The 15,088-nt window shown below is 72.4% G+C and carries 9 protein-coding genes; 2 read left to right on the forward strand and 7 right to left on the reverse strand.

Going from position 1 to position 15,088, the window contains the following annotated elements; translation table 11 throughout:
• Nucleotides 1-42: 42 nt before the first annotated feature.
• The 5 genes from chvE to ACTHAM_RS12540 form a co-directional block, all read right to left on the reverse strand.
• On the reverse strand, nt 43-1,188 hold the full coding sequence (gene chvE, locus ACTHAM_RS12520; protein ID WP_440687914.1) for a multiple monosaccharide ABC transporter substrate-binding protein: 1,146 nt from the start codon (nt 1,186-1,188) through the stop codon (nt 43-45).
• A 414-nt stretch (nt 1,189-1,602) separates the two neighbouring features.
• Complete coding sequence (gene pulA / locus ACTHAM_RS12525; RefSeq protein WP_440687916.1) at nt 1,603-7,419, reverse strand: pullulanase-type alpha-1,6-glucosidase; 5,817 nt, start codon at nt 7,417-7,419, stop codon at nt 1,603-1,605.
• Nucleotides 7,420-7,598: 179 nt separating this feature from the next.
• A complete protein-coding gene (locus ACTHAM_RS12530) occupies nt 7,599-7,883 on the reverse strand; it encodes a DUF167 family protein (protein ID WP_440687918.1) in 285 nt (94 codons plus the stop codon).
• A gap of 79 nt (nt 7,884-7,962) precedes the next feature.
• On the reverse strand, nt 7,963-8,958 hold the full coding sequence (locus ACTHAM_RS12535; RefSeq protein ID WP_440687920.1) for a malate dehydrogenase: 996 nt from the start codon (nt 8,956-8,958) through the stop codon (nt 7,963-7,965).
• Between the two features lie 177 nt (nt 8,959-9,135).
• Nucleotides 9,136-10,353: an NADP-dependent isocitrate dehydrogenase gene (locus ACTHAM_RS12540; RefSeq protein ID WP_440687922.1), complete on the reverse strand. Its 1,218-nt coding sequence runs from the start codon at nt 10,351-10,353 to the stop codon at nt 9,136-9,138.
• Nucleotides 10,354-10,613: 260 nt separating this feature from the next.
• Between ACTHAM_RS12540 and ACTHAM_RS12545 the strand changes: the two genes are divergently transcribed.
• Nucleotides 10,614-11,597: an aquaporin gene (locus ACTHAM_RS12545; RefSeq protein ID WP_440687924.1), complete on the forward strand. Its 984-nt coding sequence runs from the start codon at nt 10,614-10,616 to the stop codon at nt 11,595-11,597.
• Nucleotides 11,598-11,717: 120 nt separating this feature from the next.
• Here ACTHAM_RS12545 and ACTHAM_RS12550 read toward each other — a convergent pair whose 3' ends face one another.
• A complete protein-coding gene (locus tag ACTHAM_RS12550; protein ID WP_440687926.1) occupies nt 11,718-12,074 on the reverse strand; it encodes a DUF3017 domain-containing protein in 357 nt (118 codons plus the stop codon).
• A 35-nt stretch (nt 12,075-12,109) separates the two neighbouring features.
• Here ACTHAM_RS12550 and ACTHAM_RS12555 point away from each other — a divergent pair, with 35 nt between their 5' ends.
• Entirely contained in the window at nt 12,110-13,357 is a 1,248-nt protein-coding gene (locus tag ACTHAM_RS12555; protein ID WP_440687928.1) for an FAD-dependent oxidoreductase, read from the forward strand.
• Nucleotides 13,358-13,416: 59 nt separating this feature from the next.
• Here the strand turns inward: ACTHAM_RS12555 and purH are convergent, their stop codons facing one another.
• On the reverse strand, nt 13,417-15,042 hold the full coding sequence (gene purH, locus ACTHAM_RS12560) for a bifunctional phosphoribosylaminoimidazolecarboxamide formyltransferase/IMP cyclohydrolase (protein WP_440687930.1): 1,626 nt from the start codon (nt 15,040-15,042) through the stop codon (nt 13,417-13,419).
• Nucleotides 15,043-15,088 lie beyond the last annotated feature (46 nt).

The following is a 15,088-nucleotide window of genomic DNA, read 5'->3' on the forward strand; positions in this document are numbered from 1 at the left end:
GGGACGCCGGCCGGTCACCGGGTGGTGCGTGATGGGGCTGGATCAGGCCTGGCCGCTGGCCACCTGCTCCTCGGTCCAGTAGCCCGAGTCGATCAGGAGCGCCTGGATGTTGCTCGCGTAGACGATGTCCGACTCGAGCAGGTACGACGGGACGACCTTGACGCCGTTGTCGTACGACTCGGTGTCGTTCGCCTCGGGCTCCTCACCTGCGAGGAACGAGGAGGCGGCGACGACCGACTGCTCGGCGAGCTTGCGGGTGTCCTTGAAGATCGTCGAGAACTGCACGCCGTCGTTGATGAGCTTGACGGAGGCGATCTCGGCGTCCTGGCCGGTGACGACCGGCAGACCGGCGTCCAGGCCCGGGCCGTAGCCGGCGTTCTGCAGGGCGGTGATGATGCCGCGCGAGATGCCGTCGTACGGCGAGAGGACCGCGTTGACCTTGCTGCCGTCACCGTACGTGGAGGTCAGCAGGTCCTCCATGCGCTTCTGCGCCGTCTCCTGCAGCCAGCGCAGCGTGGCGACCTGCTCGATCTCCACCTGACCCGACTTCACGACGAGCGTGCCGTTGTCCAGGTACGGCTGGAGGGTGTCCATCGCGCCCTTGAAGAAGAAGTGCGCGTTGTTGTCGTCCAGCGAGCCGGCGAACAGCTCGATGTTGAACGGACCGGCGGCGGAACCCTCGGAGCCGTCCTCGTTGAGGATGCCCAGGCCCACGAGCAGCGAGGTGGCCTGCTGCACACCCACGTTGTAGTTGTCGAACGTCACGTAGAAGTCGACGTTCTCCGTGTCGCGGATGAGGCGGTCGTAGGCGATGACCGGGATGCCCTGGTCGGCGGCGGCCTGGAGCTGGTTGGCCAGCGCGGTGCCGTCGATCGAGGCGACGATCAGCAGGTCGGCGCCCTTGGTGATCATCTGGTCGATCTGCTGCTGCTGCGTCGGGATGTCGTCGGCCGCGTACTGCAGGTCGACCTGGTACCCGGCGTCCTCGAGGCCCTTCTTCACGGCGTCGCCGTCGGCGATCCACCGCTCGGACGTCTCGGTCGGCATCGCGACACCGACGAGCGTGTCGCCGGCGTCGCCCGAGCCGGTGCCGGTCGTCTCGTCGTCGCCCGCACCGCTGCCCGAGCATGCGGCGAGGCCGAAGGCGACAACCATGCCCATCGCCGCGAAACTGATCCGTCGCATCATGTGCTCCTTCTCGTCGTTGAGAGGTCCTGGCGGACCCACACCCTGCGCGGGTCGGTGTCTCGCTGAGCTGCAGTGCTCGCGGACCCGGTCCCGACTGCGCACCGGATGCGACGGGCGTCGTCGCCCCGGAGCAGTAGGCCAACTCTCTTGGGTTCAGTTCTCGAAGTCAAGCCGGGATGGCATACCCCGGATTGCGAAATCATCACGGTTCGATCACGCCGCTGCGGGTGAAACGACGCGGGAGCGCTTCCAATCCGGGTGACCTGGATCACGCCTTGCACGCCCTGGCCTCGGATCCGCCCCTACTGGCTTCGTTGCGCGAACCCAAGGTGCCCGGGCCGGCCCGCACATGGCGCGGCGCCGATGGCCGGGAACACCTCCCACCACCGGCGCCGCGTCGGGCGTCAGTGCACCTCAGTGATGCCGTGCGTCCTTCTCGACGAGCACCGCCACGGTCCGTGCCGGCACCGTGACGGTGCCCGTCGCCGTGCTCCACGTGGTCGAGCGGACCACCGGGTCGCTGCCGTGCGCCTGCACGGGTGAGAGCTGGTAGCGGCGACCGGCCAGCGACCCGACGACCTGGGTCGCCGGCTCGTCGGAGGCGTTGACCACGACCAGCACCCCGTCCAGCGCACGGTCGAGGTCACGGCGCAGCCGCCACGTCGAGGAGTCCCAGCCGTCGCGGTCCTCGACGTGCATGACGACCACACCCGGGGTGGCGTCCGGACCCGAACCCGGGAACGTCACGCGCTGCTCGATCAGGTCCGCCGAGCCGAGGTGGAACAGCGGGGTCGACGAGCGAAGCCGCAGCAGGTCCTGCGCCTGCGCCGAGGCCGCCCCGATGTCGTCCGGCGACGGCACGAGCGCCGGGTCGGCCAGCAGCGGCTGCTGGAAGACCCACTTGGCCTCGTTGTCCGCCGCCGGTGGGAGCCCACGCCCGAACGTGGACCCCTGACCGGACCAGTCGACCTCGTTGAACCAGTCACCCGAGTCGTAGCTGTTGCGGTCCAGCGACTTGCTGCGCAGCAGGTCCGCGCCGGCGTGCCAGAACGACGGCGTCTGGGCCAGGGCCGTGGTGGCCAGCGACACGGTGTTCATGCGCACCCGGTCGGCCATCGACGTGTCCGTCGGCAGCTTGAGGGTGAGCGAGTCGAACAACGTCTCGTTGTCGTGCGCGTCGACGTAGGTGACGACCTCCTCCGGGGAGTCGGCGTAGCCGGCGCTCTGCCCGTTGTAGTCCAGCTGGTCACCCCGCTGCACCGTGCCCGCACTGGTCAGGAACGTGTAGTCGCGCAGGTTGCCGGCCAGCCCGAGCCGCACCAGGTCACCGGCGTGCTGCAGCCGCGCCAGCTGGTCGGCCTCGCTGCCGTTGACCGCGGCGCCGTTCGGGTCGGTGTAGGCGCCCGAGCCGAACCCCTGGATCCGCGGGTCCTCGTCGAAGGGACCACCACCACGCACGGCGTCCCGCAGCCGGTCGGAGAACGTGCCGATGCCCGTGCCGCCGAGCTGACCCTGCGTGGCCTGGGTGAACAGGGCGTTGTCGGCCACCTCGCCGAAGTTCCAGCCCTCGCCGTACAGGTAGACCTTCGAGCCGTCGACGCCGTCCTTGCGGACCGTCAGCGCGTCGAGGGCGTCGCGGACCGCCTGCATGGTCTGCACCGAGTGGTGGCCCATGAGGTCGAAGCGGAAGCCGTCGACCTTGTAGTCCTTGGCCCACGTGACGACCGAGTCGACCATGAGCTTCTCGGCCAGGGCGTGCTCGGTCGCGACGTTCTGGCAGCAGGTGGACGTCTCGACCGCGCCCGTGGCGTTCAGCCGGTGGTAGTAGCCGGGCACCACGCGGTCGAGCACCGACAGCGGGCTCTGGCCCGAGGCGGCCGTGTGGTTGAACACCTGGTCCAGCACCACCTGCAGGCCGTCGGCGTGCAACGCCCCGACCATCGTGCGGAACTCGGCCACGCGCGCACCGCCCGTCGCGTCGACCGCGTACGAGCCCTCCGGCGTCGTCCAGTGCAGCGGGTCGTAGCCCCAGTTGTAGCCGTCCTGCGCGGCGACGGCCGCCACGCAGGCCTGCTGCTCGCTCGAGTCCGGTGCGAACGACGCCAGATCGCAGGCAGGCACCTGCTGGGCGGCGCGGTCCTCCGGGATCGAGGCGATGTCGAACGTCGGCAGCAGGTGCACCGTGGTGAGCCCTGTGTCGGCCAGGTCACGCAGGTGCTGCCGACCCTCGCTCCACCGCACGGCGAACGCCGAGTAGGTGCCGCGACGGAACGCCGGCACGGTCTCGTCCGAGATCGAGAAGTCCCGCACGTGCAGTTCGTAGATCGTCTGCTCGACCGGTTCGACCACCGGCTGCCTCGTGCGCTCCCACTGGCTCGGCCGGTAGGCCTTGTCGGCCAGGTCCACCAGCACCGAGTGCGTCGAGCCGAGGGTCAGCGCGACCGAGTACGGGTCGGTGACCCGGTTGACCTCGACCGCACCCGTGGTCGGCGCGAAGACCGTGACCTCCCACAGGTAGGCGGCACCGCGCCACGCCTTGGTGCCGGCGACGGTCCACGAGCCGTCGTCCTGCCTGGTCGCGGCGACCCGCTGCGGCTCGCCCGACGTGTCGATCGTGCCGCGCGTGGTGGGCCACACCAGCAGGTCGACCTGCTGCGCGGTCGGTGCCCACAGCGCCAGCGACGGGGCACCCCTGCGCCACGACGCCCCGAGCGTACGGTCGGCAGCAGCCTGTGCGTACAGGTCGTCGAGCACGCCCGGGATCTGCACGCCGGTCGCCGCCGACAGGGTGCCGTCGGCCGCGGCCTGCGTCACCAGCAGCTCGCCGGTGAGCAGCTCACGCGCGGTGGCCTCGTCGAGACCCGTGGTCAGGGCGACCGCGCCCGTCAGGGCGGGGAACCGCGCGAGCTGGGCGTCGCTCAGGCCCGCGGGGTCGAGCGTGAGGGTCACCGGGTCGCCGTCCGCACCCGTCACCACGCCGTCGGTGACCGCGAGCGCACCCGTGGTCGAGGACCACAGCTGCCAGGTGAGCGCAGCGGGGTCCGCCCCGGTGGGCACCAGGGTGGTCGGCCAGGCGATCGTCGCCGCGTCGACCCAGTGCGCGGCCTGCTGACCCGTACCGGCGAGCGGCGGGTCGGTCACGTCGATGGTGAGCACGTGCGTGGCGATGTCGTAGGAGAACGTCACCGGCTTGCCGCCGGGTGCGGAGAACGGGATGTTCGCCCCGCTCGGTGCCCCGCCGGCGCCGTAGTTCTCCGCCCACGACAGGTTGTGCGCGACCTTGACCTCGTACGTGCCGGCCGGCAGGTCGTCGGCCGTGAACGTGGCCACGCCGTCGCCGTCGGGGTCGAGCAGGACGGTGGCCAGACAGGTCGGGTCCCAGTCGCCGGCGCAGCCGAGCTCGCTGTTCGCCGAGCCGGGCAGGGTCAGCAGCGGACCCTGCGCCGAGGAGGTGAACGCGTGCGTGCGGCGGTCGTAGACGAACGTGACCTGCTGCGGGGTGTCCCCGGAGACGGTGTAGGTGACGTTCGGGCCGCCGGGCACGCCGCCGGCTCCGTAGTTGACGTCCCAGGTGCCGTTGATCGCGACCTTGTACTCGTAGGTGCCCGGCGGGATGGTGAAGGTGCCGGAGTAGACGTCGCCGGTCAGGGTGCTCAGCCGTGCGGACTCGCACGCGGGCTGCCAGTCACCGGCGCAGCCCATGGCGCTGTTGTGGCTGCCCGGCACGGAGACGACCACGTCACCCGGGTCGGTGTCGGGGACCACCCCGTCGACCGCCACGCCCACGCTGGCGTAGGTGGAGGCCGCGCTGCGGTGACCGGCGGCGTCGACCGTGACGGCCCGGTACTCGACCAGGGTCCCGTCGGCCAGGGCGGACACGTCGTGGAACACGCGCGGGCTGGTCGTCTCGGCCGTGCCGAGAGCCGTCCACGTGTCGTCCCCCACCGTCCGGTAGCCGAACGACGTCTGGCTCCAGACGTCGTCGGCGACGTCGGCGGAGACCGCCGCCAGACCCGACAGGGCGGCACCGGCGGTCGGGGCGACCACGGTGACCGGCGCGGGCGCGGCAGGGGCCGCGACCTGGGCGTCGGCGCGCAGGACGACCGCGGTCAGCGCCGGCACGGTCAGGCTCACCGTGCCGTCGGCGGCGGCGGTCACCGACGAGGACGCGCCCAGCAGCGGCGTGAAGCTCGCCCCCGGGGTCAGGGTGTCGATGGTGACGGTGGCCGGCGTCGTGCCGTTGTTGAGCGCGACGAGGTGCTCGACCCGCTCACCCTGGTCGACGCGGCTGAACGCGTACACGGCCCCGTCGGCGTACCGCTCGATCTGGGCGCCGGTGCTCAGCGCCGGGGTCTGCTCACGCAGCGCGGCCAGCTCGGCGATGTGCTGGTACAGCGTGGTGTCGGTGCCGTAGCGGTCCACGGATCCGGCGGTCGTGCCGTCCAGCAGCGCCTGCCCGGTGAACTCGGGGACCTGGCTGGCGAACAGCGACTGCCGTGCGTCCTTGTCCTTGCCGCCCAGCGACCCGTTGCCGACGAAGCCCTGCTCATCGCCGGAGTAGACGACCGGCTGACCGCGCGTGAGGTACATCAGCGAGTGCGCCAGCTCGGAACGGGCCTGCGCGTCCGGGGAGTCCTTGACGACGTAGCCGATGCGGCCCATGTCGTGGTTGCCCAGGAACGTCGGCAGCGCCTGCGCGTTCGTGGTCGGCGTGGTGTACATGTCGTCGCTGGCGAACAGCTGGGCGAGCCCGGCCGCCGAGAAGCCCTTCGCGTAGGACGCCGCCGCCGACTGGAACGTGAAGTCGAGGACCGCGTTCATGTCGGTCGAGCGCAGGTACGGCGACAGCTTGGCGGCGTCGGCGTCGTAGACCTCGCCGAACAGGAAGAAGTCGGGCTTGCCGTGGCTGTGCGCGTAGTCGAGCACCTGGGTGGTGAACTGCTGCCAGAACTCGAGGTTGACGTGCTTGACGGTGTCGATGCGGAACCCGTCGATGCCGAGGTCGACCCACTGGTCGTAGACGTCGACGAAGCCGTTGACGACCGTGGGGTGCTCGGTCATGAGGTCGTCGAGCCCGTCGAAGTCGCCGTAGGTGACCGACTCCCCCGTCCAGGTCGAGTTGCCGCGGTTGTGGTAGAGCGTGGGGTCGTTCAGCCAGGCCGGGACCTTGACGTCGGCCTCGGCCGGGTCGATCACCGGGGTGTACGGGAACGAGGTCGCCGGGTCGAGCGTCGGGAACGTGCCGGTGCCGGCGTAGTCGCCCGGGTCGAACGCGGTGCCGTCGGCGGCCGTGTACGGGCTGGTCGCCTGGTCCACGTAGCCGTACTGGCCCTCGGCGTAGTCGATGACGTCGGCGGTGTGGTTGGTGATGATGTCGAAGTAGACCTTGATGCCCCGGTCGTGGGCCTCGGTGATCAGTGCCGACAGCTCGGCGTTGGTGCCCAGGTGCGGGTCGATGCGCGTGAAGTCGGTGATCCAGTACCCGTGGTACCCGGCGGAGGCGTTCACGCCGGTGCCCTGCACGGGCTTGTTGGCGAACGAGGGCGTCAGCCAGATGGCGGTGGTGCCCAGGCCCTCGATGTAGTCGAGCTTCTGCCGCAGGCCGGCGATGTCACCCCCGTGGTAGAAGCCCTTGTCGGTGGGGTCCAGACCGGTGGTCATCCGGTCGCCGGTGAGGCCGCCCGTGTCGTTGGTGGTGTCGCCGTTCGCGAACCGGTCGGTCATGACGAAGTAGAACTGCTCACCTGCGCCGCTGTCGCGTGCGGGGTCGGCCACGACCGCGGCGTCCGCGTCGGTGTAGTCGCCGGCGAGGTCGAGCGGAGTGAGCGCGATGCGGTGCGTGGTGTCGTCGTAGGTGACGCGCACGGTGCTGGTGCCGGCGAGCACGAGCGGGACGTTGTCGCTGCCGCCGTCCTTGCCGTACGCCTCGTCCCACGTGTCGTTGAGCGCGACCTTGTACTGGAAGCTGCCGGCGGGGACCTCGAACTCCGCGGCGTAGCGGCCCTCGATGCCAGTGGGTGCCAGCTCGGTGGCGGTGCAGTCGGGTTGCCAGTCGCCGGGGCAGCCGAGCTCGCTCTGCAGGTCGCCGACCAGGGCGACCGTGCGGTCGGCGGCCGCCGCGGCGGTGGGCACCAGGAGCGCGACCGCGCCGCTGAGAGCGAGGGCGGTGGCCGTCGCCGCGGCGACGAGTGCTCGGGGGCGGGCAGGGGTACGTGGACGGACGCCGACCATCGGGACTCCTTCGTCGCCGCACGCCGTCGTGCGGTCGGTGGACAGGCTGTGCCCCGACTGTATGGAGTTGCAGCAACGTTCAGCAAGCGTTTCGGGCAGATCGGTCGTCGACGGACCGACCGGGCGAACCGGTCGGGCGAGGTGAGGAGAGGTCGGGCAAGGTCAGGCGAACCCTGGGCTCACGCCCCGGCTGGGCCCTTCAAGGCCGCGACGCGCCGCGACACCTCGTCCGGGTCGAGCCCGTCGACCTCCACGACCTTGTCGCGGCTCGTCGCACCCGTCACCAGCTGGACGTGGCGCGGGCGCACACCGAGCGCGTCGGCGACCGCCTCCATCGCCGCCGCCGTCGCCGCCCCGTCGACCGCCCGCGCGCCGACCGCGACCACCAGAGCCTCGCCGTACGCACCACCGACCCGGGTGCGCGAGGCGCCGGGCTTGACCCTGATGGCCACCCGGACGCCCATCGCACTCCCTCTCACCGACCCGCTCGACGCGCCGATCGTCGCACGCCTCGAGCCGGGCCCATCCCGCAGCGGGTCCGGGTCAGACCAGGCCCAGCGCCCGCACGGCCTCGCGCTCCTCGACCAGCTCGGCCACCGAGGCGTCGATCCGCGCCCGCGAGAACGCGTCGAGCTCGAGACCGGGCACGATCGTGAACGCACCGTCGGCCGCCGTGACGGGGAACGAGGCCACCAGCCCCTCGGGTACGCCGTACGAACCGTCCGACACGACACCCGCCGACGTCCAGTCCCCCGCCGGTGTGCCGTGCACCCACGTGTGCACGTGGCCGATCGCGGCGTTCGCCGCCGAGGCCGCCGAGGACGCGCCGCGCGCCTCGATGATCGCCGCACCCCGCTTGGCCACGGTCGGGACGAAGGTGTCGCGCACCCAGGCCTCGTCGTCGACCACCTCGAGCGCCGGACGCCCCGCGATGATCGCGTGCGTCAGGTCCGGGTACTGGGTCGCCGAGTGGTTGCCCCAGATGGCCAGCCGCGCGATGTCCGCCACCGACGCGCCCGTGCGCGCCGCCACCTGGGCCAGCGCACGGTTGTGGTCCAGCCGGGTCATCGCGGTGAAGCGGTCGGCCGGCACGTCAGGGGCGTGCTGCTGGGCGATGTACGCGTTGGTGTTCGCCGGGTTCCCGACGACCAGCACCCGCACGTCGTCGGCCGCCCCGGCGTTGATCGCCGCACCCTGCGGGCCGAAGATCCCGCCGTTGGCCGAGAGCAGGTCACCGCGCTCCATGCCGGCCGTCCGCGGGCGGGCGCCGACGAGCAGCGCCACGTTCGCCCCGTCGAACGCCGCCGTCGCCTCGTCATGGATGTCGATGCCCGCCAGCAGCGGGAACGCGCAGTCGTCGAGCTCCATCGCGGTGCCCTCGGCGGCCTTCAGCGCCTGCGGGACCTCGAGCAGGTGCAGGTGTACGGGGGTGTCCGGGCCGAGCAGCTGCCCCGAGGCGATCCGGAACAGCAGCGCGTAGCCGATCTGGCCGGCGGCCCCGGTGACGGTGACGTGGACGGGGTTGGCTGCTGCAGGCACGGGCGCACTCCTTTGTTCGCTCCTCGGGCCGCGTGAACGCCGCCCTGTCAGGCACGCTACCTGCCCGGACGTCGTCCGTCAGGCGTACGGGGCGGCGTGTGCACGCCGGCCCGTGGTGCGCCGACGGCCGGCGTCCGTCCCGTGCGGGAGGAGCCGGCCGACGGCGGAGCCGGGCGCTCAGGCCAGACGCGCTGCCAGGTTCTCGTCGAGCGCGGCCAGGAAGTCCTCTGTGGTCAACCACGCCTGCTCCGGGCCGACCAGGAGCGCGAGGTCCTTGGTCATCTTCCCGGACTCGACCGTGGCGATCACGACCTCCTCGAGGGTCTGCGCGAACTGCGTGACCTCGGGGGTGCCGTCGAGCGCACCGCGGTGCTTGAGCCCGCCGGTCCAGGCGTAGATCGACGCGATCGGGTTGGTCGAGGTCGGCTTGCCGGCCTGGTGCTGCCGGTAGTGCCGGGTCACCGTGCCGTGCGCCGCCTCGGCCTCGACGGTCTTGCCGTCGGGGGTCATCAGCACCGAGGTCATCAGGCCGAGCGAGCCGAAGCCCTGCGCGACGGTGTCGGACTGCACGTCGCCGTCGTAGTTCTTGCACGCCCAGACGTAGCCGCCCTCCCACTTCATGGCCGAGGCGACCATGTCGTCGATGAGACGGTGCTCGTAGGTCAGGCCGGCCTCGGCGAACGCGGCGGCGTACTCGGCGTCGAAGACCTCCTGGAACAGGTCCTTGAACTGGCCGTCGTAGGCCTTGAGGATCGTGTTCTTGGTCGACAGGTACACCGGGTACCCGCGCTGCAGCCCGTACGCGAACGAGGCGCGCGCGAAGTCCTTGATGGACTCGTTGAAGTTGTACATGCCCATCGCGACGCCGCCACCCTCGGGGTACGTCACGACCTCCTGCTGGATCGGCGCGGAGCCGTCCTCCGGGGTGAACGTCAGGGTCAGCGTGCCGGCGCCGGGCACCTTGAAGTCGGTGGCCTTGTACTGGTCGCCGAACGCGTGACGGCCGATGATGATCGGCTTGTTCCAGCCCGGCACCAGGCGCGGGATGTTCGAGATGATGATCGGCTCACGGAACACGACGCCGCCGAGGATGTTGCGGATCGTCCCGTTCGGGGACTTCCACATCTTCTTCAGGCCGAACTCCTCGACACGCGCCTCGTCGGGCGTGATCGTGGCGCACTTGACGCCCACGCCGTGCTCGGCGATGGCGTGCGCGGCGTCGACCGTCACCTGGTCGTCGGTGGCGTCCCGGTTCTGGATCGACAGGTCGTAGTAGCGCAGGTCGATGTCGAGGTACGGGTGGATCAGGCGGTCCTTGATGAACTGCCAGATGATGCGCGTCATCTCGTCACCGTCGAGCTCGACGACGGGGCCGACGACCTTGATCTTCGCCATGCGAGGGTCTCCTGTGCTGGGGGCGGGGTCCGCCCAGCAGATTACTCGACATCGAGAGACTTCGGGGTGACGGGGCGCCAGCCTGGACCGGCGCTGTGAAACCGGGGACCGACCAGCGGTCAGAGGCTCGGATGAGGCGAACCGGACCCGGCGGGCTGGCATGCTGGCCCCTGACCATGCACGACGGGACCGCCGCACGCCGGCGCCCCGCACCGCGGGCGGCTCACGCCGCTCCCCCGCACCGGACCGACAGGACCCACATGTCCCAGGACAACGCCGACAAGACCCCGGCCGACACGACCGCACCCGAGACGCCCGAGGTGGCTGAGGCGGCTGAGACCGCACCGGCCGAGACCACACCGGCCGAGGCCGCCACGGCACCCACCGACGCACCCACCCCGCCGGTCACCGAGGCGGACGTCGCGGCCCTGACCGAGGTCGCCTTCGGCGACGACGTCCTGGTCGCCACCCCCACCGGCCCGGGCCTGGCCGCCCGCCTGGGCGCCGAGGCGTTCGGCACGTTCCTGCTGGTCCTGGCCGGCGTGGGCACCGCGCTGTACGCCAGCGTCACCGGCGCCACGGTGTTCGCCGTGGCCGTCGCCTTCGGGTTCGCGCTCGTGGCCGCGATCGCCTCCGTGGGTCACATCTCGGGCGGGCACTTCAACCCCGCGGTGACCCTCGGCGCGGTGCTGGCCGGCCGCACGCCCGCCCGCGACCTGCTGCCCTACTGGCTCGTGCAGGTCGTGGCCGGCATCGCCGCGACCGCGGTCCTGTTCGTCGTCGCCAACACGCTGCCGGCGCTCGACGGCCAGGTCACCTCGTTCTTCGCCGCGGCCGCGAACGGCTACGGCGAGCACTCCCCGATCGCCGCCCAGGGCATCGAGGGCTTCCCGGTGCTCGCCGCGCTGCTGATCGAGTTCGTCGCCACGGCCGTGTTCGTCGGCGTGATCCTCGCGGTCACCGACCGTCGGGCGTCCTCCGTGAACGCCGCCGTGGTCATCGGCCTCACCCTCGCCGCGCTGCTGCTGGTCGCGATCCCCGTCACCAACGGCGGCCTCAACCCTGCCCGGTCCCTCGCGGCGGCGGTGTTCTCCGGCAGCGAGCTGCTCAAGCAGGTCTGGGTGTTCTGGGTCGCGCCGCTGCTCGGCGCCGCCGTGGCCGCGCTGGTCTACCGCGCGTTCGCCACCTCGCCCGCGCTCGAGGACGACGAGGACGAGATCATCGAGGTCGTCGAGCTCGTCTGAGCCCGGCTCAGCGCCCTGCGGCGCTGCACGACGACGAAGGGCCCGGGACCGCGCGCAGCGGACCCGGGCCCCTCGTGCGTCCAGATCCCAGGTGGTGGCCCGGGTGCCGCAGGCGGACGGTCAGACCGCCCGACCGTCGGGCAGGATCACGGTGAGCGCGCCGATCCCGATGGCCAGCATCAGCAGCAGGGTCACGTCGACGGACCGGCGACGGACCGAGAGCGCGACCGGCCCGGGCGACGGGAGCACCGCCCGCAGCACCGCGCAGCCGGCCGCGACCGTCGCGAACGCGTAGCCACCCGCACGGGTGCCGACGGTCAGCGCGATGACGGTCGCCACGACCACCGCCGCGGACGTCCACCACAGCGACGCGTTCTCTCCCGCGGCCAACGACGCCCGGGCGATCGCCCGCGGATCGAGCACCTGCTGCTCGATCGGGATCGTGCCCGTGGTGACCTGCTCGCCCTGCTGCTCCATCGATCGCCTCCGACCGGGAGACTACCGTTGGGAGGGTGATCCGACCCCGGCCGCTCCCCCCGCGTGACGTGCTCGTCGTGGGCGCGGGGCTGGCGGCCACCCAGACCGTCGCCGCGCTGCGCGAGCACGGGTTCGACGGGCACGTGCAGGTGCTGGGCGCCGAGGGGTGCGCACCGTACGACCGGCCCCCGCTCTCCAAGCACCTGCTGGACCGCACCTCGCCCGCGTGGCTCGCCGACGAGCTCGGCGTGGACCTGACCGGGTTGGCCGACGACGTGCGGCTGGACTGCGCGGCGCACGGGCTGTCGGTCACCGGGCACGACGTCGAGGTCGCCACCGACGCGGGCACGTTCACGGCGGACGCCGTGGTGCTCGCCACGGGTGCACGCGCCGTGCGGCCCACCGGGTGGGAGCATGCCCTGACGCTGCACACCGCAGCCGACGCGGAGGCGCTGCGCGCGCGGCTGGTGACGGGCTCACGGCTGGTGGTCATCGGTGCAGGCTGGATCGGGGCCGAGGTGGCCGGCGTCGCCGCGGCGGCCGGGGTCGAGGTGACCGTGGTCGAGGAGGCCCCCGTGCCGCTGGGTGCCGCACTCGGCGCCGAGGCGGGCGCGCTCACCGCACCCTGGTACGCCGCGGCAGGCGTGCAGCTGCTCACCGGGGCCCGGGTCGTCGACGTCCGACCGGACGGCGTCCGGCTGTCCGACGACCGCGTGCTGCCGGCCGACACCGTGCTGGCCGCCGTCGGTGCCCGCCCGGCGACGCAGTGGTTGGCCGCCAGCGGGCTGCCGCTCGAACCCGACGGCTCGCTGCGGGTCGACGAGGGCTACGCCGTGCTGGGTGCGCCGCCGTCGGTGCGCGCGGTCGGTGACGTGGCGACGCGCCGGTCCGCCCGGCACGGCTGGATCCCCGGCGGGCACTGGGACGCCGCCCTGCGCGGGCCGGCCGTCATGGTCGCGGACCTGCTCGCCGCTCCGGACGCGGCCCCGATCACCCAGGACCTGGCGCCCTACGTCTTCTCCACCCAGCTCGGGCACGAGCTGGCGCTCTTCGGCCGGCCGCGCCCTGGCGACGACCTGGTGCTGCGCGGCGACCCGACCGCACCCGCCGGCTGGACGGCCGTGTGGTGCGAGGGTGAGGCGGTCACGGCCGTGCTGACCGTCGACCGCCCGCGCGACGTCGCCGCCGCTCGGCGGGCGTTCACCGGACCCGGGCTGCCGCGACTCGACCCGGCCGCCCTGCGCGACACCGACCGCCCGCTGCGCGACGCGCTGCACGTCTGAGGAGGAGGCCCGGGCCGCCGTACCGGCCGGGCCTCCTCACCGCCGTGCTCCGGGGTACGTCAGTGCGCGAAGTGGCGGGTGCCCGTCAGGTAGAGCGTCACGCCGGCGGCCTGCGCCGCGGCGACGACCTCGGCGTCACGGACCGAGCCACCCGGCTGGACCACGGCCCGCACACCTGCGTCGAGCAGCACCTGCAGCCCGTCGGCGAACGGGAAGAACGCATCCGAGGCCGCCACCGCACCGCGAGCCCGCTCGAGGTCACCCGTGTTGGCCCGCTCCACCGCCAGGCGGCACGAGTCCACCCGGTTCACCTGGCCCATGCCGACGCCCACCGAGGCCCCGTCGGCGGCCAGCAGGATCGCGTTGGACTTCACCGCACGCACCGCACGCCACGCGAACGCCAGGTCGGCCAGCGTGGACTCGTCGGCCGCGGCGCCCGCCGCCAGCGTCCACGTGGTGGGGTCGTCCCCGTCCGCGTCGACCCGGTCGGCCTGCTGCAGCAGCACACCACCGGTGACGGGGCGCAGCTCCACCGGACCACGCGCCGGCCCAGCGACCGTGAGCAGGCGGACATTCTTCTTCTGCGTGAGGATCTCCAGCGCCTCCGGCTCGAACGCCGGGGCCACGACGACCTCGGTGAACACCGGGACGATCTGCTCGGCCGCGGCCTTGGTCAGCGGCCGGTTGGTGGCGATGACGCCGCCGTACGCGGAGACCGGGTCGCACGCGTGCGCCTTGGCGTGCGCGTCGGCCACGTCCGTGCCCACGGCGATGCCGCACGGGTTGGCGTGCTTGATGATCGCGACGGCCGGCTCGTCGTGGTCGTGCGCGGCCCGCCAGGCGGCGTCGGCGTCGACGTAGTTGTTGTAGCTCATCTCCTTGCCGTGCAGCTGCTCGGCGGTCGCCAGACCGGCCTTCGCGTCGTCCGCGAGGTACAGCGCGGCGCCCTGGTGCGGGTTCTCCCCGTAGCGCAGCACGTGCCCGCGGGTCCACGTCGCCCCGAGGAACGCCGGGAAGGACGACTCGGTGGCGAGCTCGTCGGGCGCGTAGGCGGAGGCGAACCACGACGCGACCGCCACGTCGTACGACGCGGTGTGCGCGAACGCGTCGGCCGCCAGACGGCGACGCTGCGCCAGCGTGAACCCGCCCGCAGCGGCCGCCGCGACCACGTCGTCGTACCGGGTCGGGTCGACCACCACGGCCACGCTCGGGTGGTTCTTCGCGGCCGCGCGCACCATCGACGGCCCGCCGATGTCGATCTGCTCGACGCACTCGTCCGGACCGGCACCCGAGGCGACCGTGGCCGTGAACGGGTACAGGTTGACCACCACGAGCTCGAACGGGGCGACACCCAGGTCGTCGAGCTGGGCCAGGTGCTCGGGGCGCCGGGTGTCGGCCAGGATGCCGGCGTGCACGCGCGGGTGCAGGGTCTTCACGCGCCCGTCGAGGCACTCGGGGAACCCGGTGAGCTCCTCGACCCTCGTCACCGGCACCCCGGAGGCGGCGATGGTCGACGCGGTCGACCCGGTCGACACCAGCTCGACGCCGGCGGCGTGCAGCGCGGCCGCCAGCTCGAGCAGACCGGTCTTGTCGTAGACGCTCAGCAGCGCGCGGCGCAGCGGGCGGCGGGTGGCCGCGGACGTCGGGTCGGCGACAGGGGCGAGCGGGGTCAGGTCGTGCGACATGGCGACTCCTGGGTCGAGACCGCGCGGACGGCGCGGCCGGTGCGAG

Source organism: Cellulomonas soli, assembly GCF_052036975.1.
Taxonomy (GTDB): Bacteria; Actinomycetota; Actinomycetes; order Actinomycetales; family Cellulomonadaceae; genus Cellulomonas; species Cellulomonas soli_A.